We start from the raw sequence: 20,824 nt of genomic DNA, 5'->3' as shown, positions 1-20,824 counted from the left end.
CTTTAGGCTCAAACGAGAATGATTGTTATCTTTCTGTTGCAAGACCCTGGCTTACTTGGCCACCACTTCGGCGCCGTCGGCCTTCTTGGGCTTGATCAGGCTGAAGTCGATCAGCGCCTTCTGCTTGGTCTCGTAAGGGTTGCCGATCAACAGGGGACGTGGCTTGAAGCTGTCGCTCACCAGGCTCTTGCTGTGGTCCAGCTCATCGAAACTCAAGCCTGCCATGTCGGCCCAGGTGTGGATCAACTGCGAACTGCTGTAAGGCCGTTGCAAGTCGCCGGCGAAGCTCCAGTCGTGGCTTTCGCGCCATTTGGGCGAGGCGTAGGCCATGAACGGGATGGTGTACATCGGCGCGGTCGGCTTGCCTTCGTTACGCCCCAGGGTGTCGTGGCCGGCGGAGTCGAACACGTCTTCGCCGTGGTCCGAGAGGTACAGCAAAAAGCCGTTGGGGTCGGTCTTGGCGTAGTCCTTGATCAGGCTGGAGACCACGAAATCGTTGTACAGCACCGCGTTGTCATAGCTGTTGTAGGTCGGCAGCTGCGCATCGCTGACACCCGCTGGCACGCCCTGGCGGTCGGTGAACTTGTCGAAGGTTGGCGGGTAGCGGTACTGGTAGCTCATGTGGGTGCCCAGCAGGTGCACCACGATGAACTTGCGTTCGGCGGTATCGGCCAGGGCCTTGGAAAACGGCGCCAGTACGTCGCCGTCGTACTGACGGGCGTTCTGGTTGCGGTTGTTGTTCAGGTACACCTGCTCGTCGGCCTGTTCGGAAAAGGTCGTGAGCATGGTGTTGCGTTTGGTCATGGTCTGCTGGTTGGTGATCCAGAAGGTCTTGTAGCCGGCTTGTTTCATCACGCTGACAATCGACGGCGTCTTGAGGTACAGATCCGGGTTTTCTTCGTCAGCGAAGGTCAGCACCTGTTGCAGCGCTTCAATGGTGTAGGGGCGCGGGGTGATGACGTTATCGAACACGGCCAGTTGGTCGCGCAGCTTGTCCAGTTCCGGCGTGGTGTTGCGCGGGTAGCCGTAGAGGCTCATGCGCTGGCGGTTGGTCGACTCGCCGATGACCAAGACAAGTGTGGACGGCTGGCCGGCCATGCTGTCCTTGAGGTTGTTCAAGGGTGGGATCTTGCTCGCACTGGTGAGCATGCCTTGCATGTTGTCCAGCTGCTCGGTGTAGCGACGGTACGCGACGATCATCTGCCAAGGCACGGCAGGCTCGATGCGGGTTTCGAAACGGTCGATGGCCAATTCCATGGTTTCGCTGGTGGCGATCTGCTTGACCAGTGGGTAGCCCACCACCGCCAGGACGATGGCAATGGCTGCCACGATCGACTGGCCGCGAGGCAGGTACACCGGGCGCAAGCGCGTCCACAGGAGGATGGCGAAGGCGGTGTGGGCAATGAACGCCAGCACGATCCACCAGGCAAAGTATTGGGTGGCGTATTCGCCGGCTTCAGAGATGTTCGACTCGAACATGATGAAGATGACGCTCTGGGAGAACTCCTGCTGGTAAATGAAGAAATAACCCAGGCTCGCCATGGAGCAAGCCCACAGCACTACGCCGATCAAGGCGGCGAGCAGGCGCGTACGACGCGGGAATAGCAACATCGGCGCCAGCCACAGCGCACTCATGAAGAAGGCCTGGCGGAAGCCACTGAAGCCGGAGGTGCCGGTCAGTTGGATAAGAAGTTGGGTAATACCCGAGAAATACCAGAAAAACAGGAATAACCAGCCAAGGCCGGCCCAATCAAAGCCTTTCGCAGTCGTCGTGCTGCGTTTGAACATCGCCATCCAGCGCCCCATCAGAAAAAGATTGTCGCGCACAGGCGCGCAACATCGGGCCGCCCAGGAAGTGAGCGGCATCGCGGAACGGGAGTATCAAGAGGGGAATGTGAAAACTTCGTGAGTTTTCTGTAGGTATTGCCTTACAACGCGTTCGGCCCGGGCTTCAGCACAGGGCTGGCTTGGCATCCGACGGTTGATCGAGCTGGGCTTGAAGGTGCAAGCGCAGGCGCAGGACTTCCTGTTGCAACTGATCGCGCTCGTCTTTCAACTGGCGCAGTTCATCGCGACGGATGGTGACGTAGAGGGTCTGTGGCGGACGGGTCATCTGTGCTGTGCTCATTGCTTACCTCGCAAATAGCCGGTAGATCGCGGTGCCAAAACAGGTTTTTGGCAACAGTCGGAAGCAAGTTTGAATTCTTTTTCGCTGCAAGGGAACTTTTTTATTTTTGGTGGTCGTGTGACTTTTGCCGGGGTGATGGTGAAACGATGGCCACTTTTTTGTCATGAAACTACATGGATCCGCTCTGGACTAACCCTCATTAGCCTCATTGCGCTATAAACTATGTCACACATTTTTTAGAAGTTAGGAGCATCAGCACATGCAACTGGGGATTATCGGACTAGGCCGCATGGGCGGTAACATTGCGCGGCGCCTGATGCTCAATGGGCATACCACCGTTGTATACGACCGTAACGAAGCCTTCGTCAAAGCCCTGAGCGAGGAGGGCGCCACCGGCGTCGCCGACTTGAAAGCGCTGGTGGCCGGCCTGCAAAAGCCCCGTGCTGTCTGGGTCATGTTGCCAGCGGGCGCGCCCACCGAAGACACCATCAACGCATTGAGCGAACTGCTGGAAGACGGCGATGTGATCATCGACGGCGGCAACACCAACTACAAGGACGACGTGCGTCGCGGCAAAGCCCTGGCTGAAAAGGGCCTGCACTATGTGGACGTGGGCACCTCGGGCGGCGTCTGGGGCCTGGAGCGTGGCTATTGCATGATGATCGGTGGCGACACCGAGACCGTGAATCGTCTCGACCCGATCTTCAAAAGCCTGGCGCCGGGCCTGGGTAACATCCCGCGCACCAAGGACCGTTCGGCCTCTGCCGACCCACGTGCCGAGCAGGGCTACATTCACGCCGGCCCAGCGGGTTCGGGGCACTTCGTCAAGATGATCCACAACGGCATCGAGTACGGAATGATGCAGGCGTTTGCCGAAGGTTTTGACATCCTCAAGACCAAGAACTCGGAAAACCTGCCGCAAGACCAACGCTTTGACCTCAACGTTGGCGACATCGCCGAAGTCTGGCGTCGTGGCAGCGTGGTGTCGTCCTGGCTGCTGGATCTGACCGCCGACGCCCTGGCCACCGACCCGAAACTCGACGGCTACTCGGGCTCCGTGGCCGACAGCGGTGAAGGCCGTTGGACCATCGAAGCAGCCATGGAGCAGGCCGTGCCGGTTCCGGTGTTGTCGACCTCGCTGTTCGCGCGTTTCCGTTCCCGCCAGCAGAGCACCTACGGTGACAAAATGCTGTCTGCCATGCGCTTCGGCTTTGGCGGCCATGTGGAGACTTCCAAAAAATGACCGCCAACGGCAAGAAACCCACGGCCGAACCCGCTCCACCCACCACGTTGTTCCTGTTTGGCGCCCATGGCGACCTGGTCAAGCGCCTGCTCATGCCGGCGCTGTACAACCTGAGCCGCGACGGGTTGCTGGGTGATGGCCTGCGTATCGTCGGTGTTGATCACAACGCCATCAGCGATGCGGACTTTGCCAAGAAACTCGAGGACTTCATTCGTACCGAGGCCTCCAGCAAGGTCAGGGGCAATGCTGAGAACGCCCTCGACCCCGCGTTGTGGGCGCAATTGGCCAAGGGCATCAGCTACGTCGAGGGCGATTTCCTCGACGACAGCACCTATGCCGATATCGCCAGCAAGATCGCTGACAGCGGCACCGCCAATGCGGTGTTCTACCTGGCCACCGCTCCGCGCTTTTTCAGTGAAGTGGTGCAGCGCCTGGGCAGTGCCGGTTTGTTGAATGAAACCGACGATGGCTTTCGGCGCGTGGTGATCGAGAAACCGTTCGGCTCCGACCTGGCTACCGCCGAGGCGCTCAACGCCTGCCTGCTCAAGGTGATGAGCGAGAAGCAGATCTACCGCATCGACCACTACCTGGGCAAGGAGACGGTGCAGAACATCCTGGTCAGCCGTTTCTCCAACGTGCTGTTCGAAGCGTTCTGGAACAACCACTACATCGATCACGTGCAAATTACTGCTGCTGAAACCGTCGGCGTTGAAACCCGGGGCAACTTCTTCGAGAAGACCGGCACACTGCGGGACATGGTGCCCAACCACCTATTCCAGCTGCTGGCGATGGTCGCCATGGAGCCGCCGGCAGCCTTTGGTGCCGACGCGGTGCGGGGTGAGAAGGCCAAAGTGGTCGGTGCGATCCGCCCCTGGTCGCTGGAAGATGCGCGGGCCAACTCGGTGCGCGGCCAATACACCGCCGGAGAAATTGCCGGCAAGCCATTGCCCGGCTATCGCGAAGAAGCCAACGTCGCGCCGGACAGCAGCACCGAGACGTTCGTCGCGCTCAAAGTGATGATTGATAACTGGCGCTGGGTCGGTGTGCCGTTTTACCTGCGTACCGGCAAGCGCATGAGCATCCGCGACACCGAGATCGTGATCTGCTTCAAGCAGGCGCCTTATGCGCAATTTCGCGATACCGAAGTCGATGAGCTCAAGCCCACTTACCTGAAGATCCAGATCCAGCCGAACGAAGGCATGTGGTTCGACCTGTTGGCTAAGCAGCCGGGGCCGACTCTGGAGATGGCCAATATCGAATTGGGCTTTGACTACAAGGACTTCTTCGAGATGCAACCGTCGACGGGTTACGAAACCCTGATCTACGACTGCATGACCGGCGACCAGACCCTGTTCCAGCGTGCAGATAACATCGAGAACGGTTGGCGTGCGGTGCAGCCATTCCTGGATGCGTGGAAGCAAGATGATGGTATCCAGGCTTACAAGGCTGGTGAGGATGGCCCAGCGGCGGCCGATGCCTTGCTGGCCCGCGATGGCCGCGCTTGGCATAGCCTCGGATGAGTGACGCGACGATTCATCCCATCCGGTTTGTCCTCAGTGATGTGGACGGGACGCTATTGCATCCCGACCACAGCCTCAGCCAACGCACCGCCGATGCCATTCGCGCGATGCGCGAGGCCGGGGTACTTTTCAGCCTGGCCAGCGGGCGTCCGCCCAAGGCCATGCGGCATTTGATCGAGACCTTTGGCATCGATGTGCCGGTGGCTGGCTTTAATGGCGGTACGTTGGTCAACCCGGATGGCAGTATCCTGGTTGCTCACCATCTGCCGGCGGAAGCGGCGCTCATCACCCTGGCGCTGTTTTCGGCCGAGCCGGACGTGGAAGTCTGGGTATTTGCCGATGGCGACTGGCTGCGCCGTGATCCGCCCGGGCCCATGGTGCAGCGCGAAGCCGATGGCTTGGGCTATGGGCCGGTGGTGGTGGAGAGTTTCGAGCCCTATCTGGACCGGGTCGACAAGATCGTCGCCGCCAGCAACAACACCCAGTTGTTGGTGGAGCTGGAGGCGCAATTGCAGCCGAAAGTGCAGGGGTTGGCCCAGGTGTCGCGTTCGCAGCCGGTGTACCTGGACGTGACAGCGATGCTGGCCAACAAAGGCGAAGCCTTGAAAACCCTGGCCGAACACCTGGGCGTGCCGCTTGCGCAAACGGCTGCGATTGGCGACGGTGGCAATGACCCGGCGATGTTTCATGTGGCGGGTTTGTCGATTGCCATGGGCCAGGCCGAAGAAACCGTCAAGCGCCAGGCCAACGTGGTCACCGGCAGCAATGTCGAGGACGGCGCTGCCGAGGCGTTCGAACGCTTTATTCTCGCCGCACGTTAAGCGTCGACGTGTGGCTGCACAACTTCCAGCTCAAGTTTTAGTTGGGCTGGAAGTTGCTGCATGCAATTACTTCGGCATTGCCCAGTGTTGCAACTGGTGGCCATCTTTATCGAGCTCGGCGCGGGCCTGCAATAACAGGTTTTCAAGTTGGGCCGGGTCGGTATACGCAGTGGAGGACAGCTGTTTGCTGCCGATGCGGGTATTGGTACGGTCGATGACGCTCAGGCTGAGGGCGCCAACGCCATCGTGCCAGGCCACGCACTGAAAGGGCTGGAAAGCACGGTCTGCAATCAAAAGAGCTTCGTTGATGCGCAGCGGAGCGTTCATTTGGGTCTTCTCTCTGTATGCCCATTCAAGTGAGTACCGGCGGTTGGGCTGGCCGTGCGGTGGGGTACTTGTACTGATGCACGATGGTGGGGTGCGGGTCACATGCTAGGGCAAGAAATTTTAACTTTCCCTGATTGACGTCATGTAAGCGGCTGTTTTGAAAGCGCCATAAGCCTTTCACTGGCGAGCAACTTCTGGCGTGCTACGAAACAGGCATGGCTTTTTGCCCACACTTATAGCGAAATGGTACAAGGTAAGCGTCAAGATCTTGCTAGGGTTACCAGCAGTCGCCACAAACTGTTGTTTCTAAATAACTTTAACAATATTGGCGCCAAGGAATAGTCATGATTGCGACACCCGCCCAACGCCGCTTATTGGTGGTCGACCCCTGTGACGACTGCCACGGGCTACTACCCGGGTTACGCACTGCCGGCTGGGAAGTAGACAGCTGTGCCTTGGAGGCGGTGGGGGAGCGCTCCTGCGATGTGGGCCTGCTGCGCTTGCAGCGGGATCACCTGGAGCGTCCCGAAGCGGTCAAGGAGTTGATTGGTCGCAGCGGCACCGAGTGGATTGCCGTGCTCAGCCAGGATGTACTGCGTTTGCAGAACGTCGGCGATTTTGTCTGCGAATGGTTTTTCGACTTCCATACCTTGCCCTTCGATGTGTCCCGGGTGCAGGTGACCCTGGGCCGTGCGTTCGGCATGGCGCGCTTGCGCGGCAAGGGCTACGCCCCGGTGGATGAGCCCCACGAGTTGCTGGGCGAGAGCCGCCCCATTCGTGAGCTGCGCAAATTGTTGTCCAAGTTGGCGCCCACGGAGTCCCCAGTGTTGATCCGCGGTGACAGCGGAACGGGCAAAGAGCTGGTGGCCAAGACCTTGCATCGCCAATCCCAGCGGCATGCCAAACCCTTTGTTGCGATCAATTGCGGGGCCATCCCTGAACACCTGATCCAGTCCGAGCTGTTTGGCCATGAAAAAGGCGCGTTTACCGGCGCACATCAGCGCAAGATCGGGCGTATTGAAGCGGCCAACGGCGGCACCCTGTTCCTCGATGAAATCGGCGACCTGCCGATGGAGCTGCAAGCCAACCTGTTGCGCTTTCTTCAAGAAAAACACATCGAACGCGTTGGCGGCAGCCAGCCGATCCCGGTGGATGTACGGGTGTTGGCCGCCACCCACGTCAACCTTGAGGCCGCGGTGGAGAAGGGCGCTTTTCGCGAAGACCTGTATTACCGTCTGAATGTGCTGCAAGTGGTCACCGCGCCGTTGCGCGAACGCCATGGCGACGTGGCGATGCTGGCCAACCACTTTTCACGTTTCTACAGCCAGGAAACCGGGCGGCGCCCGCGCAGTTTCAGCGAAGAGGCCTTGGTGGCGATGGGGCAACACCCGTGGCCGGGCAATGTGCGTGAACTGGCCAACCGCGTGCGCCGCGGCCTGGTGCTGGCCGAAGGGCGGCAGATCGAAGCGGTTGACCTGGGGCTGCAAGGCCAACAAGTCATGTCGGCGCCGATGGCGACATTGGAAGACTACAAACACCGCGCCGAACGTCAGGCGCTGTGCGATGTGCTCAACCGGCACAGCGACAACCTCAGTGTCGCGGCCCGCGTGCTAGGGATTTCCCGGCCGACGTTCTACCGGTTGCTGCACAAACACCAGATCCGCTAGGGCGGATAGTGCACCAAGGCCCTCTGTAGGAGCGAGCTTGCTCGCGAAAAACGTCAACGATAACGCGCGCTTCCTGAATAAACTGCGGCGTTTATGGGTTTTTCGCGAGCAAGCTCGCTCCTACAGGCATTAGGGCAAGCCCCCTCCCACACACTCAGAAGTAATACGGGAATTTCAGGCTGAACGTAAAGTCCGGCGCATCATCGGTCATGCCAATCGCCAGGTTCGGCACGATGGTCAGGTTATCCGAAGCAGCAATCGTCATCCCCACGTTGAAATAGCCGGCGTTGGCATCGCTGGACACCACCGACTGCCAATCGCCGCCATCCGGCTTGAGCTTGCTCTTGCGCTGCACCAGGTCGGAAACCGAGAACGACATGCTCATCTTCTCGTTCAGGGCAAAGGCGACGCCGACTCCGAACTGGAAGCTGTCGCCCAGGCGTACCTTGCCTCCCACCTTCTGATTGACTTGACTGCTGATGTCATCGAAAGAGTCTTCAAAGTTATGGGTGTACGACAACGAACCGAACAGCACGGCCGGGTCGAAGGTCTTGACCAGGGAGATGCCCGGTGTGACCGACCAGACCCCGTTGCCCGTAGGCAGGCTTTCGGGCACGTAGAGGTTGTCGTTGTTCGGTTGCTGGACCAATTTGATGCCGAAGGGCTCCTTGCCCGTCGGTGCCTTGACGCGCACCGACACCACCGCATCCGGCAAGGTCGAGGTTTCGTCGAGGAACTTGTACGCCACGCCAAAGTTGACATCGCCGATGGTCGGGTCGCGGGTCACGGAGCCTTCGGAGGTGGCGGTGGCGTCGTTGCCGGCGCCCCCCGACTGGTAGGTGGACTCGCGGTACACCACCGGCACGTTCAGGTCGAACTGCCAGCGGTTGTCGACGTTGTAGCGCCCGGTGAGGTCCAGGGTCCAGCTGTCGGACTTGATCCGGTCCAGGTTGATGTTGCCCAGGAAAATCGAGTCCAGCGCCAGGAAACCATTGAGTGTCAACTGGCGCGCGTCATAACGGGCATAGGTGATGCCGGTTTCCACGCTGAACTTGCCATTGCCGAAAAAGCCGCTGGCCTCGTTGTACAGGTTGCTCACACTTTGCGCAGGGGCCGAGTCGTCCTTGAGAGCCTGGCCGTAGGAGCTGCCACCCCCGCCAGCGCCACCAGATGCCGCGGCGGCGCCCGTACCGCTAGCCGCGACAGTGCTAGCGCCGTTCTTGAAGTCGGCCGGTGATTTGGCCAGGCGCCTGGGGGCGGGCGTCGCCGGTTGGTCCTCGACCTGACGCACACGTTGCTCCAGCACGGCCAGGGCTTTTTGCTGCACGTCGTAGCGTTGCTTGAGTTCCAGGAGTTCCTTCTTCAGGGTTTCGATGTCAGCGTCTGGCGCGGCATACAGCACGGATGCGGGCAAGAGCGTACTCAAACAAATCACCGCACGTAGCGATAACGATCGATGCATGAAATAAGCCGTCCTTTTCTAATGCGAAAGTGTCGAGGGTCAGCGTAGTTCAATAACCGAGCGTGCGTAGGCCTTTGAGTTGATCCAGGTTGCAGTTCAACGCGGCGTTGTTCAGCCCGTTATTGTTCATCACGACATTGATCTGAGTGATGTTTCTGACAAGGTTGCTATCGCCGGTCAATACCGTGCCCTGCAGCACATTCCCCGCGCCGATCTGTTGCAGGCTGTTGCCCTGGTTGTGATTGGCCTGGATGGCCATCTGCACGCCGCCACTGTTGGCCGATACGCTGACACGGCCCGCGGCGCTGTCCCCGGTCACTGTACCGCCCGCCACCAGCACCTGGCCGGACTGCAGGTTATTGGCGGGGGTAACTCCATTTTCGACGTTGATGCCCACATTGTTGTAGGCGGCGTTGCCATCGCCGGCGGTGCGTACACTTTGGGTCACGCCCTGGCCGCTGCCGAGGCCGGCACCACCGACCACATTTCCGGTGCCCGTGTTGGGGCGCGTGCCGGTACCGGTCGAGCCGGTGGTTTGCACGTAGAACTGTGGCGTAATGGTGGTCTTGTCGATCTGCATGTTGGCCGTGCCGGTGATGTTGTCACCGACGGCATTGGTCCAGGTGCTGCTCATGACAATGCCAAAGCTGATGATGCGCCCCGGCATCACGTAACGGCCACGCAGCTCGGCCATTTCGGCGTCCTTGAGTTCGATGGGCTTGAACCCCGAGGACGCATAAGCAGGCATTGAGGCGGCCAGACACAAGACCGTCAGCCAACGGGAAGTGTTCATCTGCTGCTCCTGGGGCGTCCTGCCCCTTATTGCGCTTCTAGAAGAAGTCGCTCTGGATAAAACCGAAATCCATCAGCTCGGCATCGCCCACAGGCCGGAACTCATTCATCTGGCTCTTGGCGGTCAGCGGCAGGGGCGGGTCGAGCAACACGTTGGCCTTGTCGTAACCCTCGCCCAGTACGGCGAAGACAATGCCATTCCAGCCTTTGACGAAATCGTCATGGGAATAGCGCTTGTGGCCCAATACGGGGTCGCCGATGTACACCCAGTCCTTGTCGGCCCGTTGCAACACCACGAAGTGCTTGTAGCCGCGGATTTCCAGCAGCACCACCACGGGGATTTTCACGGTCAGCAGGGTCTCGGGCGCGATCTTGTAGCCCCGGGCACGCATGCCGATGCTTTCGAGGTAGCGCTTCATGTCCAGCATGGAAAAACCCTGGGTTCGTACCAGGTCCTGGTCGGCGGTGACCAGCATGCCTTTGATGATGTGTGCTTCGTCGACGTCCAGCCAATAGGCCTGGCGCAGGATGGTGGCGAGTGCCGCGGCACCGCAGCTGAAATCGGTTTTCTGTTCCACCAGGTTGGCGAACCGGCGCTCGCGAATACTCTCGACCTTCTTGAAAATCACCGCACCGCCGGGCATGGCGGAAATCGCCATGGTGCCTGCCCAGGTCGTGCCGGTGAGCAACATCAAGAGGGTAAGGGTCGCGATACGCATGATCGAATGACCTGTTGGACACTGGAATAAAAAAGGGCCTTGTCGCCAAGGCCCCGTTGGATCAGAAGCGCACGCCGCTGGCGCAGACGCTGCAACCTTGGCCGATCGACAGGCTGTTGCTGCCTAGGTTGCCCGCACCCGATTGCAGGTTGACACCTACGTTGCCGGAGTTGCGGTTAACCGAGTTGTCGAGGCTTGCGTTGTTGGACACGTACTGAGGCTTGCCATAACCATGGCTGCTGGCGGCCGTGTTCAGGTAGCTGTTGTTGAGCGAGTTCTGCTCGGTGTTGGAAGCCGCTGCGATGTTCTTGCCATCAGCGGTGGTAATGGCCAGGTTGTTTTTACCCTGGTTGCCCTGGCCGGCCTGGCCGTTGTAACCCACGTTGCCCGAGTTGCCGGTGATGGAACCGTCCAGGGAGGCGTTGTTTTGCGTGCCTTTGTTGACGAAGTTGTTATGCGAGCTGCCTTGGTCGACATCGATCACTGCAAACACGGTGGCGAAGTCGCCTTTGGCACTGGAGATGGCGCCGGCGTTGTCAGCCAGGTTGCCGGAACCTGATTGTGCGTTGACCCCGACATTACCGCTGTTGCTATTTACCGAGTTGTCGGCTGACGCGTTGTTCTCGGTGTTGGTGTCGTCGAATTTGTTGTGTGAGCTTTTTTGTACGTCAGTGACCACAGCGGCCACAGTACCGGTAGGTTGTGGGGTTGGATGCCAGCCACCCGCTTGAGCAGCAGCAGCCATGAGTGCGGCGAGAGCGAAAACCATTGGTTTCAGAGCCATTTGAGGTTTCATGGTGTTTCTCCTTGCTTCTAATTAGTTGGTTAAGTGTTGGTACGGTCTAACGAACGTCTACCAAGCGGTTACTTGATAGTGATGCCCAGGGTGTTAGCCACTCGGTTCCCCACCCCGGCACTCTGGTTCACCTGTGTCACTCCTCGGCTGCCGGTGAAGGCCTGGTCGCTGGTCACGACCTGGCGGCTGCCAGTGGTGGGGGTGAGCCCTGAGTCGGTTGCCAGCGTCGTCGTGTTCTGTTGCAACAGGACGCTGTCATCGATGCTCTGCGGGCCAGGGTTGAGGCTGATCCGCACAGCGTTGATGGATTGGTTATTAGCCCCGGCAGACTGGTTGATGCCCAGCACACCGTTGCCACTGCTGAATGAGTTGCCCTGGATCGCGGCCTTGGCGTTCAGGGACGGGTCGACCTTGCCGTCGACGCGCTGGATGTCGACGTTGGTGGCCTGGCCACCGAGCGCGATGGCGCGGCTGTTGGACATTTGCTGCCCCGTGCCGGCGGCCTGGTTGATCGACAGCACACCGTCGTATTGCTGGCCGCTGTGGTTGATCACGGCGCTGTTGTCGGCCATTGCCGAGGCGCTGCCCAGCAGGGCAAGTACTAACAGGGCGCGCTTCATCACTTGCCCCCCATCATGCTGCCGAGGTTGTTCAACGGCGCCATGCCACGCTGGACCGAGTCGCTGATCTGCCCGCCCATGCTGCTGCCGCTGCCCGCACCATGGCCTGCCGCTGCGCCAGCGCCAAGTGTCGACATGCTGTTTTGGGTGGCGCCCAGGCCCGACAAGCTGCCGTTGGGCTGCAGGGAGCGGGCGAGGCTGGAACCACTGCTGATGCCGCCGATGTCCCTGTCACTGAGTTCGCCGGTCAGGGCGCTGTTGATCTCTTTGCTGGGGTTGGCGTTGGCGGTATTGGGGTAGGGGTCGGGCAGGGAGGTGCGCCCGTACATGTGGCCCTGCACCGTACGCCCGGTCACGATCACACCGTCACCTGCCTGGCTCGTCAGGCTGACACCTGCACTGAGCACGCAACTGATCAGCAGTACGTTTATCGACGAGGCGTGTGTGAATGTGTTCACGGCGGCAGTCCTTATTCTTAACGCTGACCCTAAACAGCGTTGTCAGGGAAAGAGCAGAAGGCGTGCCGCTTTTTATTAGATGTTGATATTCAAGGGGTTGGGCTTAAGTCGAGGCAAAGTGATGGCAACCCTGTTTCAGGTTTGAAACAGTCGTGGGCGCTTGAGATACGCCTGTGCTCACCTCACGCTGTCTCAGCGATGTAACACTGCCTGTGACAGAACCATGAATCCGCACACGGCGGGCGATGCAGGTGAGGGAGGTGTTTCAAAAATGGACACCCGCGGCCCAAACGTACCGCTTCGTGGAAGCGGGCTCAGCCCTTGGGGGTTTTACGCGGAATGGAATTGAGCACGGGGTTGCCGTCCTGGTTTTGGGTCAGGTAGACCGGCAACACCTTGGGCAGGGAGGGCACGAGGTTGTTGACCTCGTTGATGTTGTAGATACCGCCGATGCGAATCGCGCCGGTACTGGCGTCTGCGAGCATCACCGGCTTTTTCAGGTAGCGGTTGATCAGGGGCAAGGCGTCCGTGAGGGTCAGGTTGTCGAGCACCAGCTTGCCCTGGCGCCATGCCAGCGCGGTGTCGTCGGGATTAATAGCGGCGACCTGCGGGGTGGCGTCACCCTGGCGGAAACTGGCTTGCATGCCTGGGCTAAGCGGCACACTGGCATGCTCGCCGTCGCTGGAGATCTGCACCGAGCCCTCCAGTAACATCACCCGCACCTGATCTTCATATTCCCAGACATTGAACTGCGTGCCGGTCACTCGCACCTGGCCTTCGCCGGCCCGCACGATAAACGGGTGGTTACTGTCGTGGGTGACGTTGAAGAACGCTTCGCCCTTTTTCAGGGTGACACGGCGCTGGTCCTTGTAATGGCTGTAGACCAACTCGGTGCCCAGGTTCAAATCCACTTGGCTGCCATCGCCCAGGGTGACTTTTTTCAAGCCATTGGCTGCTTCGAACCGTTCATATGAGCTGGGCAACCAGCCCGCTTCCCAGCCGGTGAAGGCAGCAAGCGGCAATGCCGCCAGGCACACCGCTGCGGCCACCGCGTAGGTGCGCATGCGGCTGCGCGGCTTCTTGAGGGGGACCACCACCGCCTCAGGCTTGTCGCGGGGCAGATGATCGGCCACGCCCCAGATCTCAAGCATGGCCGCATATTCGAGGGCGGGCAGCGGAGGGGCATCGTGCCACTGGGTAAAAGCCTGACGTTCGCCCGCCGTGCAATCTGCAGCATGCAGGCGCATGCACCAATGCGCGGCGGCGTCGGTGATGGCGTCATATTCGGTTTCTGAAAGGGGCTTTTCGCTCATTAACTCATCCTGATTTCCCACATTCTAACCTCCCAAGGTGGACGGCGAGAACCGCCATCATGGCGATTGCACATCAATTGGAACTTATTCTTATTTGGTGATACCTAAAATTTCAGGACAAGTGTCCGGCATCCCCACAATGGAGTACGAATATGTTGAAGAAAACCTTAGTCGCCCTGTGTGCAACCACCGCGCTGCTCAGCACTGGCGCTGCCTTGGCTGATAAGCCGGGGGCGGGCTGGATCACCATCGAGAAGGCCATTGAGGTCGCGAAAACCAAGGCGGGGTACATCGAGGTGTACGCGGCCGAGGCTGACGATAACGGTTACTGGGAAGTCAAAGGGCGTAAATCCGACGGTGTCGTGTATGAAGCACGGATCGACGGCGCCTCCGGCAATGTCCTGCGTGACCAGAAAGACTGACCTATCGCGCGGGAGCCTGCTCAGGCTCCCGTATCCAACACACGCCCCAAGTGAGTAATCAGGAACGTCACCGAGTCGGCATTGGCCAGGATGGTGTCAATGCGCTTGTCGGGGTTGCTCATGAATACTTGTCGGGCATCGTTAAGGTTTTTGGCCCCTGTGAGGCCGAGAACTTTTCGCTTGATGTACTGGGTTTCAGTGTCGGTCCCGTAATCCTCCCAGGTGCCCGAGAAATCATCCCACGTCTTGAACAGCATCGTCGCGGGCGTCAACGTGGACAGCGCTGTGCTGCGCAAATCGTCCAAGGTGGTCTTCAGCGCCTGTGCGCCAGGCCTGGCGGTATTAATCAGGTCGGGGAAAGGTCGCATGCTGTCGAGGTAGGCAATGTCTTGAGTGTTGAATTTCAGGTGGGTTAGTTCGTGGATCAGGATGCTGGCCCTGGCGTGAGCCGATAGGTCGAAGGGCGACTTCAAGCGGTTCTGGTAGACATCCATCTTCGGATCAAAGAACCGATTGAGCAGGTACAACTTGCGTTCCCTGTCGGCGGGAATCACGAAGGCATAGCAGTTTTCTGGATTCCGGCGGCTGGTTCCGCTGACGAAACGTATGGAGTCGGGGCCCGTTAACGTCGGGTCACTTAACTCATCCAGTAGCCCATCGAGTATTTTCTCGATTCTTTGCACTTGGTCTGCGCTCATGTTGATGACGCCGAACAACTCGCCTAAAAACAGTCCCACTCGACTGTTGGGGTCGAGCAGCTTTGAGAAGTGCGCGATGTTGCGTTTGCAATTGACGGTGTAATAGGTCGCGACATTCAACGCTTCGTTGATGACTTGTGCTTTCCAGCTCGACAGTGCGGCGATGTCCCTGATGCCCTGGGCTTCAATGTTGATGGTTTCGCGCTCATTGTCTCGTGTGCTGATGCGTGACAGGGTTTTGCCGAAGCGTGGGTGGTGCCGGCTGAGGTCCAGCACCCATTCACCCTGCGGGTTACGCCCGACACTAGGCCCTGTTTGCGCGTCCTTGGCCAGGCGCCAGTGCTGCGCGGCTTTTTTGACTGAATACACCTTACCGGCCAGAGGCACATAGTTCTTCAGGGTTTTCGTGTCGGTATAAACATGGCTGGTGGTGTGTTTTTTCAGGTCCTTGAGGGCAATATCGTGCACCTCAAAGGGCTGCAAGTGTGTGCGCGAGGCATCGGTGATACGCAGCGTCGCCAGGGTCGTGGCGCTGGGCAGGGTTGCATCCGACAGGTCGCCCTCGCTGACCTCCTGTTCGGTGGGGGGCGAGCTTTCGCTGCCCTCAAGTTCGCCACGCAAGGCCGCCATCTGGGCCACGCCGCGAATGAAATCCTTGAGGGCCGCTTTCCATTGATGCAGTTGCAGCGCCTCGGCAGAACGTTTGAACAGCTTGTAGCTGCGCCAGACCACCAGCGGATACGCCAGTTTGCCAGCCATGAAGGTGATGGCCGTGGGTACCTCCTTGCCGAACAGTTGCGTCACTTTGTCCCAGAGCCACTTGGCGCCTGCCTCGAATTGACAGCCCAGCATTTTCAGCAGGATCAAGGTGTTGTCGTTGAACAAGTAGTCAAGCATGTTGCCGGTGACTGTGGACGAAGCAAGGCGGATGTCGGAACGGCGATGACGCTGATTTTGCAGCAGGTTGCGGTAAGTGGCCTGATGGGCATCGTCCAGGTGCATCAGGGTCCAGTCCTGGAGTTTTCCGGGCCTGTCCAGCTCATCCAGCAGCGCTTGTTCGTTGGCATATTCCTTGAGAACGTGGTTTTCACTATAAGGCGCGTACAGCACCACGGGGCCTGCGCCACTGGTTTGAGGGCTGATCAAGTACATGCCCAAGGCTTTGATGGCAGTGGCACCTTCGGTGGCGACCAACTCCAAAGGGCGAACCCTGGCCGACGCACCGGCCAGCGTTGCACGCGCCAACGCGTCGGGCATGTCGAAGACCTGCTGGAGCAGGCTCAAGGCCTGTGTCGACAGGCGTTCCTGTAACCGTTGCTCATGGGCGTACTGCAAAAGTTGCCACGGCAATTGCTGACAAAACAGGCGCCGACGTTTGCGCGCGTTTTCGGTTTGGCCGTTCAGGTGGCTTTGCAACAAGGTCTGGTAGGCCGTTTTCAGGTCCAACTGACGCACCAGTTGGATCACGGCGCTGGCGTCCAGCGTGGGTGGCAGGGCGGTGGCGGTTCGCGAGCGTGGGCGGATAGTTTCGCTGTCCAGGGTCGGCCAGTGACGCATGGCGAAATCGGTCAGGCTGTCATCATGGATGTCGAGGGCCGGGTAGGCGGGGATCAGAATGTCATCGGGGTTGAGGTCCTGCTGGGGGAAACGTGCCTTGAGCAGCTTCACCAGCGCCGCGTGCGTGTGCTCGCGTAACGGGGAGACGCCGTGCAGGTAATCTTCTTCGTCCGGGGCGTTGTTGTGGTATTGCTCAAGCAGTTGCGCCTGATGAAGCAGGTCCTGGGCCGGGGCCAGTCCCAACCAGGCGGGTAGGGCCTGCTGGTTGATCAAGGCATTCGCCACCGCCGTGGCCCGTGCCAGGGTGGTCGGTGCGGCCTGCTCAATAACGGTATCTAGACGGTCTTGCAGGGCACGGGCGCCAAGCTTCATGGTCAGCAGGTGATCAACACCGTCGATGACGTAGTCATTGTAGCTTTGCACTCGGTTTTCCAGCAGGTTGTCGTCGATGCGTTGCAGAGCGCCCAACCGATATATTTGATGGGGCTCGCGCAGGGATACCGGCAGGTTTTCCAATAGGGCCAAGCGCTTTATTGGGTGATCGAGACGCTGCGTCAGCTCCTCGCGCAAGTCTTGAATCGAGGCAAACCCCTCATAGCCGCGTCTAGGGGTCCAAAGCACGACATTGCCAGAACGTAGAGGGTCGATGCCGCCACGCTCGGTCAAGATGAATAGGTTGGCAAGGGCATGGTTTTTTTCAGGCGTACCCCGGTTCACGCTCAGTGCGTAGGCATCCGGCAGAAAACCGTTGAGGCCATGGCGGGTCAAGCGCACTAGGCTGTCGGGCCGCAGCACCGTGTCTAAAATGGCCTGGCTGTGACTCGACAGTGTGTTACTCAACAGGCGTAGTTGAGCCTCACTGCGCAGGCCCATCAGCATTGCGTGGATATGTGTGTTACGGCTGTTGCCGAGAAACAAACGGGGCAGATCATGCATTTGGTGTTGGGCAAATACTTTCAATACCGCCTCAATAACTTCATTGAAGAGCCTCAGGTTCAGGCTGTTCAACTTGAGGGCGGCGCCTTGGTCGCGCGGTTGGTAAAACCAGGTGCTTGAGGAGGACGCAACGGGGCCTGCGTCATTGCTCAACCGTTCGATGAAATGCTCAACCATGCTCTGGGACGTCAGCGGCAGGCGCTCTTCGCGTTCCTGGGCCGCACTGGGGTAGGTGTTGATAAAGACGTCCTGCGAGTGGGAAGGCAGTTGCCGTTTCTGTAGCTCGGCATCCAGGGCGAGGGCAACCATTTGGCGTAACCGTGGGTGCGTGCTGCGCTCAAGGATCAGCGCGGCATGTGCCGCCTCTAAGCGCTGGCGATGGACTTTGGCGTGCTCGGCCCGCACCGTCGACGGCCGGCCATTACCGCTGGTGACCGGGTGCACCGTCCAGCGCCCGGCAGTCTCCAGTGCAGCCAGGCGATGATCGAGCATTGCACGGATATCCAGGGCGTAATCGAGCAGGGCGTCCAGGTCCGGCTGGCCATCGTTGCGTCGATACAGCTCCAGGGTGTGGCTCATATTGCTGATTTGCTTGGCGGCAATGTCCTCGACCACTCCTGTAAACACGTGGCCTGTGATCGGCCGGGCGGCGATGTTGACCTGGTCCAGGCCAATGAAGGTGTTGCGCTCATCCAGGGACAGGAAGTTGAGCAGCTCATCTTCGTGCCCGGCGGCCTTGAGCATGCTCAACAACGTATCTTTCAGGTCGTTCATGTCCTCGAGCACCTGCAACCCGCGCGATTGCGTATACAGGTAGGCGTGGGTCTCGCTGATCATCAAGGTGCTGGCCAGTTCCACGTAGTGCTGGTACGGCGCGTAGATACGTACTTTTTCCACATTGATCTTTTTGGCGTGGGCGTTGCGCGCGGTCTGGTCGGCTAGGAATATTGCCTGCAAGGCGTGGCTTTCATCGGCGCTGATGATTTGACCCTGGCGCTTGAGCAATACATCGACGCGAAAGGTGTCTGCCATGATCTGGGCGAACAGCTGCAGGCGTGAAGTGCCGCTGTCGATGTCCTCGTTCCAGTAGGTCTGTAACAGGCTGTCCATCAGCTTGGACAGAATGCTGCAGGTCTGTTCTACCAGCGTTTCCCAGGCATGTTGATCGTCTTTGCGTTGCGCTTGGGTAAAGGTCGTCGTCAGGTGCTTCGGGTTACTGAATTCGCGGGTCTGGTCCTTGGGCCAGGCATGTTTCACGTAGAACTGCAGAAGCGCTTCGCTCAAGGACAGGGAGTCGATCCTGCGTTGTTTACCCGGAATGTGGCTGTGCAGGCAGTTTACCCGTGTGTCGCGTTGGTCCAACCCCGGGAAGTACGGGCGCGCCATGATGCCCAATAAAGTGTCGAGCATGGCGGCCAGGGTGGGGATCTTTTGCAGGTGTTCGAACATCATTTTTACATTGGCTTGTTGGCATGCCTGGAGCGTCTGTTCCTGGTCTTCCATGACGGCGCCCAGGACGGCTGTGGTGGACAGCGTCAGCTCGGTATCGACGGGCAGGGCATTACGCTGGGCAATGGACAGGAAGCTCATCAGCTCCACGCGCTGCGCCGAGTCGGCCAATTGCTCGCTGACATCTGCGATCAGCGCGGCATGGTCATCAAACACCTGAATGCCACCATAGGGGGTGTAAAGCAGGGCCTTGCCATCATCTGGTGTGGGGCTTACCACAAAGGCGCCGGCGAGTGCGATTGCGGGTTGGTCCGGCACGTTGATCAGCAGTTTTTCGACGCGCATGGGATAGGTTTGCAGCGTGGGGTTTTGCCGCGCGGCATCGGTGGCGTAGTACAGGGTATGCAGCCAGTCCAGATCTTTAACGGTCAGCCCCAGCTCACGTTCGCGATCAGAGGGGTGTGTACGGGACAGCGGCAGCAGGAATTCGTCGAAAAAATACGGAGGGGTCAAGCGAGCCATGGCCTGTGTCCATTGTGCAAAGGGCTTCACAGGGTAAGAACAGGCACGTGCGGGCGGGGGGTAAATAATGAGCCCCGGTGCAAGTTGACAGCAGGCGCCGTGCGTGGTGTTTAATCCAGGCTCTGGATCTTCATTCGATGCCCCTTCCAATCATAAAAACGGAGCTTCAAATGTCTGCGCAGTCTCCGACCGTTTCAACGTCCATCGACTTCAAAGAGCTTGTGGCATTGCTGCAACAGGTTTTCGTCAAGCACGGCACCTCGCATGAGGTGGCTGGCGTACTCGCCCATAATTGCGCCAGTGCTGAACGCGATGGTGCGCACAGCCATGGTGTGTTCCGTATTCCCGGCTACGTGTCCACCCTCAACAGCGGCTGGGTAAATGGCAAGGCTGTGCCGGTGGTTGAGGACGTGGCCTCGGGTTTTTTGCGTGTGGATGCCGATAACGGCTTTGCCCAGCCGGCACTGGCGGCGGCGCGCAGCCTCTTGGTGCAGAAGGCGCGCAGCGCCGGGATCGCCTTGCTGGCTATTCGTAACTCTCACCACTTTGCCGCGCTGTGGCCGGATGTAGAGCCCTTTGCCGAGGAGGGGCTGGTGGCCCTGAGCGTGGTCAATAGCATGACGTGCGTGGTGCCCCATGGCGCCGATCGCCCGCTGTTCGGCACTAATCCGATTGCGTTTGCCGCCCCCCGGGCCGATGGGTTCCCTATCGTGTTTGACCTGGCCACCAGCGCCATTGCCCATGGCGATGTGCAGATAGCCGCCCGCAACGGTGAGCGCGTGCCCTTGGGCACCGGTGTTGACAGCCTGGGCCAGCCGACCCAGGACCCCAAGGCCATCCTTGAAGGCGGCGCGTTGCTGCCGTTCGGTGGGCACAAGGGCTCGGCGTTGTCGATGATGGTCGAACTGCTGGCGGCGGCCTTGACCGGCGGCAATTTTTCCTTTGAATTCGACTGGGCCAATCATCCTGGCGCTCGGACACCTTGGACCGGCCAGTTGCTGATTGTGATCGATCCAGCCAAAACTGCCGGGCAAAGCTTCGCCGAGCGCAGCCAGGAACTGGTGCGGCAGATGCATGCGGTGGGGCTGCGGCGGTTGCCGGGGGATAGACGCCATCGCGCACGGGCGAAGTCGTTGCAGGAGGGGATTGTGTTGGACTTGACAGTTCTGCAGCAGTTGCGCGAACTGGCGGAGTGAAATAATGGCGTGGCGGCGGGGCGGCCGCGGCCCCGCCTCCGCGGGGTGTAGCGACCCCCGACACAGCTCACCCCCCGCGCCCCAACCACGCCATACCGGCCCGCAGCACCCGGGGGGGCCCCCACGCTAAGCCACGTGGGCGGCGCCACACCGCGCCCGCCGTCTCACTCCTGGGGCG

General features: G+C 59.7%; 17 protein-coding genes. 6 read left to right on the top strand and 11 right to left on the bottom strand.

The annotated features are described in order from the left end of the window. Positions 1–51: 51 nt before the first annotated feature. Positions 52–1,794 carry a phosphoethanolamine transferase CptA gene (locus tag CER19_RS05615; RefSeq protein WP_116665678.1) on the bottom strand — a complete coding sequence of 581 codons (1,743 nt, stop codon included), beginning with the start codon at positions 1,792–1,794 and terminating at the stop codon, positions 52–54. 157 nt (positions 1,795–1,951) lie between these two features. Next, positions 1,952–2,128 carry a DUF6026 family protein gene (locus CER19_RS28730; RefSeq protein ID WP_256660388.1) on the bottom strand — a complete coding sequence of 59 codons (177 nt, stop codon included), beginning with the start codon at positions 2,126–2,128 and terminating at the stop codon, positions 1,952–1,954. Positions 2,129–2,387: 259 nt separating this feature from the next. Between CER19_RS28730 and gnd the strand changes: the two genes are divergently transcribed. From gnd to CER19_RS05600, 3 genes are read left to right on the top strand one after another with little or no spacing between them, the layout of a single operon-like run. Then, the gene (gnd, locus tag CER19_RS05610; protein ID WP_057702872.1) at positions 2,388–3,371 is read left to right on the top strand and encodes a phosphogluconate dehydrogenase (NAD(+)-dependent, decarboxylating); all 984 of its coding nucleotides are present in this window, start codon (positions 2,388–2,390) and stop codon (positions 3,369–3,371) included. Next, entirely contained in the window at positions 3,368–4,891 is a 1,524-nt protein-coding gene (zwf, locus tag CER19_RS05605; RefSeq protein ID WP_073525153.1) for a glucose-6-phosphate dehydrogenase, read from the top strand. The genes gnd and zwf overlap by 4 nt, the downstream gene beginning before the upstream one ends. Beyond that, the gene (locus CER19_RS05600; protein ID WP_032901660.1) at positions 4,888–5,712 is read left to right on the top strand and encodes a Cof-type HAD-IIB family hydrolase; all 825 of its coding nucleotides are present in this window, start codon (positions 4,888–4,890) and stop codon (positions 5,710–5,712) included. Before zwf ends, CER19_RS05600 begins: the two co-directional genes overlap by 4 nt. Positions 5,713–5,778: 66 nt before the next feature. Here CER19_RS05600 and CER19_RS05595 read toward each other — a convergent pair whose 3' ends face one another. Then, positions 5,779–6,039, bottom strand: a complete 261-nt coding sequence (locus CER19_RS05595; RefSeq protein WP_116665677.1) for a hypothetical protein — start codon at positions 6,037–6,039, stop codon at positions 5,779–5,781. 344 nt (positions 6,040–6,383) lie between these two features. On the opposite strand from CER19_RS05595, the gene CER19_RS05590 reads away from it, so the two are divergent. Next, complete coding sequence (locus tag CER19_RS05590) at positions 6,384–7,706, top strand: sigma-54 dependent transcriptional regulator (protein ID WP_116665676.1); 1,323 nt, start codon at positions 6,384–6,386, stop codon at positions 7,704–7,706. Between the two features lie 154 nt (positions 7,707–7,860). Here CER19_RS05590 and CER19_RS05585 read toward each other — a convergent pair whose 3' ends face one another. The 7 genes from CER19_RS05585 to CER19_RS05555 form a co-directional block, all read right to left on the bottom strand. Then, on the bottom strand, positions 7,861–9,168 hold the full coding sequence (locus tag CER19_RS05585) for a hypothetical protein (RefSeq protein ID WP_116665675.1): 1,308 nt from the start codon (positions 9,166–9,168) through the stop codon (positions 7,861–7,863). Between the two features lie 49 nt (positions 9,169–9,217). Then, positions 9,218–9,961 (bottom strand): hypothetical protein, encoded by a 744-nt coding sequence (locus CER19_RS05580; RefSeq protein WP_116665674.1) that lies wholly within the window; start codon positions 9,959–9,961, stop codon positions 9,218–9,220. Positions 9,962–9,998: 37 nt separating this feature from the next. Beyond that, complete coding sequence (locus CER19_RS05575) at positions 9,999–10,679, bottom strand: C39 family peptidase (RefSeq protein WP_019817800.1); 681 nt, start codon at positions 10,677–10,679, stop codon at positions 9,999–10,001. A 61-nt stretch (positions 10,680–10,740) separates the two neighbouring features. Then, the gene (locus CER19_RS05570) at positions 10,741–11,475 is read right to left on the bottom strand and encodes a hypothetical protein (protein WP_116665673.1); all 735 of its coding nucleotides are present in this window, start codon (positions 11,473–11,475) and stop codon (positions 10,741–10,743) included. 68 nt (positions 11,476–11,543) lie between these two features. Further along, a complete protein-coding gene (locus tag CER19_RS05565) occupies positions 11,544–12,095 on the bottom strand; it encodes an adhesin (protein WP_116665672.1) in 552 nt (183 codons plus the stop codon). Continuing rightward, the gene (locus CER19_RS05560) at positions 12,095–12,553 is read right to left on the bottom strand and encodes a hypothetical protein (protein ID WP_116665671.1); all 459 of its coding nucleotides are present in this window, start codon (positions 12,551–12,553) and stop codon (positions 12,095–12,097) included. Before CER19_RS05560 ends, CER19_RS05565 begins: the two co-directional genes overlap by 1 nt. A gap of 314 nt (positions 12,554–12,867) precedes the next feature. Beyond that, complete coding sequence (locus CER19_RS05555; RefSeq protein ID WP_116665670.1) at positions 12,868–13,866, bottom strand: FecR domain-containing protein; 999 nt, start codon at positions 13,864–13,866, stop codon at positions 12,868–12,870. Positions 13,867–14,018: 152 nt separating this feature from the next. On the opposite strand from CER19_RS05555, the gene CER19_RS05550 reads away from it, so the two are divergent. Further along, a complete protein-coding gene (locus CER19_RS05550; RefSeq protein WP_116665669.1) occupies positions 14,019–14,288 on the top strand; it encodes a PepSY domain-containing protein in 270 nt (89 codons plus the stop codon). 20 nt (positions 14,289–14,308) lie between these two features. Here the strand turns inward: CER19_RS05550 and CER19_RS05545 are convergent, their stop codons facing one another. Continuing rightward, positions 14,309–19,450, bottom strand: coding sequence for a dermonecrotic toxin domain-containing protein (locus tag CER19_RS05545; RefSeq protein WP_116665668.1), 5,142 nt, complete (start codon positions 19,448–19,450; stop codon positions 14,309–14,311). 170 nt (positions 19,451–19,620) lie between these two features. On the opposite strand from CER19_RS05545, the gene CER19_RS05540 reads away from it, so the two are divergent. After that, positions 19,621–20,646, top strand: coding sequence for an Ldh family oxidoreductase (locus CER19_RS05540; protein ID WP_116665667.1), 1,026 nt, complete (start codon positions 19,621–19,623; stop codon positions 20,644–20,646). The last annotated feature ends 178 nt before the right edge of the window (positions 20,647–20,824 follow it).

This window comes from Pseudomonas sp. GL93 (assembly GCF_003408955.1).
Classification (GTDB): domain Bacteria; phylum Pseudomonadota; class Gammaproteobacteria; order Pseudomonadales; family Pseudomonadaceae; genus Aquipseudomonas; species Aquipseudomonas paracarnis.
This window is presented reverse-complemented; position numbering and strand designations above follow the sequence as displayed.

What these genes read in the sequence shown, in the direction of transcription:
- CER19_RS05615 (WP_116665678.1), bottom strand. Translation starts at nt 1,794, where the DNA reads ATGGCGATGTTCAAACGCAGCACGACGACTGCGAAAGGCTTTGATTGG.
- CER19_RS28730 (WP_256660388.1), bottom strand. Translation starts at nt 2,128, where the DNA reads ATGAGCACAGCACAGATGACCCGTCCGCCACAGACCCTCTACGTCACC.
- gnd (WP_057702872.1), top strand. Translation starts at nt 2,388, where the DNA reads ATGCAACTGGGGATTATCGGACTAGGCCGCATGGGCGGTAACATTGCG.
- zwf (WP_073525153.1), top strand. Translation starts at nt 3,368, where the DNA reads ATGACCGCCAACGGCAAGAAACCCACGGCCGAACCCGCTCCACCCACC.
- CER19_RS05600 (WP_032901660.1), top strand. Translation starts at nt 4,888, where the DNA reads ATGAGTGACGCGACGATTCATCCCATCCGGTTTGTCCTCAGTGATGTG.
- CER19_RS05595 (WP_116665677.1), bottom strand. Translation starts at nt 6,039, where the DNA reads ATGAACGCTCCGCTGCGCATCAACGAAGCTCTTTTGATTGCAGACCGT.
- CER19_RS05590 (WP_116665676.1), top strand. Translation starts at nt 6,384, where the DNA reads ATGATTGCGACACCCGCCCAACGCCGCTTATTGGTGGTCGACCCCTGT.
- CER19_RS05585 (WP_116665675.1), bottom strand. Translation starts at nt 9,168, where the DNA reads ATGCATCGATCGTTATCGCTACGTGCGGTGATTTGTTTGAGTACGCTC.
- CER19_RS05580 (WP_116665674.1), bottom strand. Translation starts at nt 9,961, where the DNA reads ATGAACACTTCCCGTTGGCTGACGGTCTTGTGTCTGGCCGCCTCAATG.
- CER19_RS05575 (WP_019817800.1), bottom strand. Translation starts at nt 10,679, where the DNA reads ATGCGTATCGCGACCCTTACCCTCTTGATGTTGCTCACCGGCACGACC.
- CER19_RS05570 (WP_116665673.1), bottom strand. Translation starts at nt 11,475, where the DNA reads ATGAAACCTCAAATGGCTCTGAAACCAATGGTTTTCGCTCTCGCCGCA.
- CER19_RS05565 (WP_116665672.1), bottom strand. Translation starts at nt 12,095, where the DNA reads ATGAAGCGCGCCCTGTTAGTACTTGCCCTGCTGGGCAGCGCCTCGGCA.
- CER19_RS05555 (WP_116665670.1), bottom strand. Translation starts at nt 13,866, where the DNA reads ATGAGCGAAAAGCCCCTTTCAGAAACCGAATATGACGCCATCACCGAC.
- CER19_RS05550 (WP_116665669.1), top strand. Translation starts at nt 14,019, where the DNA reads ATGTTGAAGAAAACCTTAGTCGCCCTGTGTGCAACCACCGCGCTGCTC.
- CER19_RS05545 (WP_116665668.1), bottom strand. Translation starts at nt 19,450, where the DNA reads ATGGCTCGCTTGACCCCTCCGTATTTTTTCGACGAATTCCTGCTGCCG.
- CER19_RS05540 (WP_116665667.1), top strand. Translation starts at nt 19,621, where the DNA reads ATGTCTGCGCAGTCTCCGACCGTTTCAACGTCCATCGACTTCAAAGAG.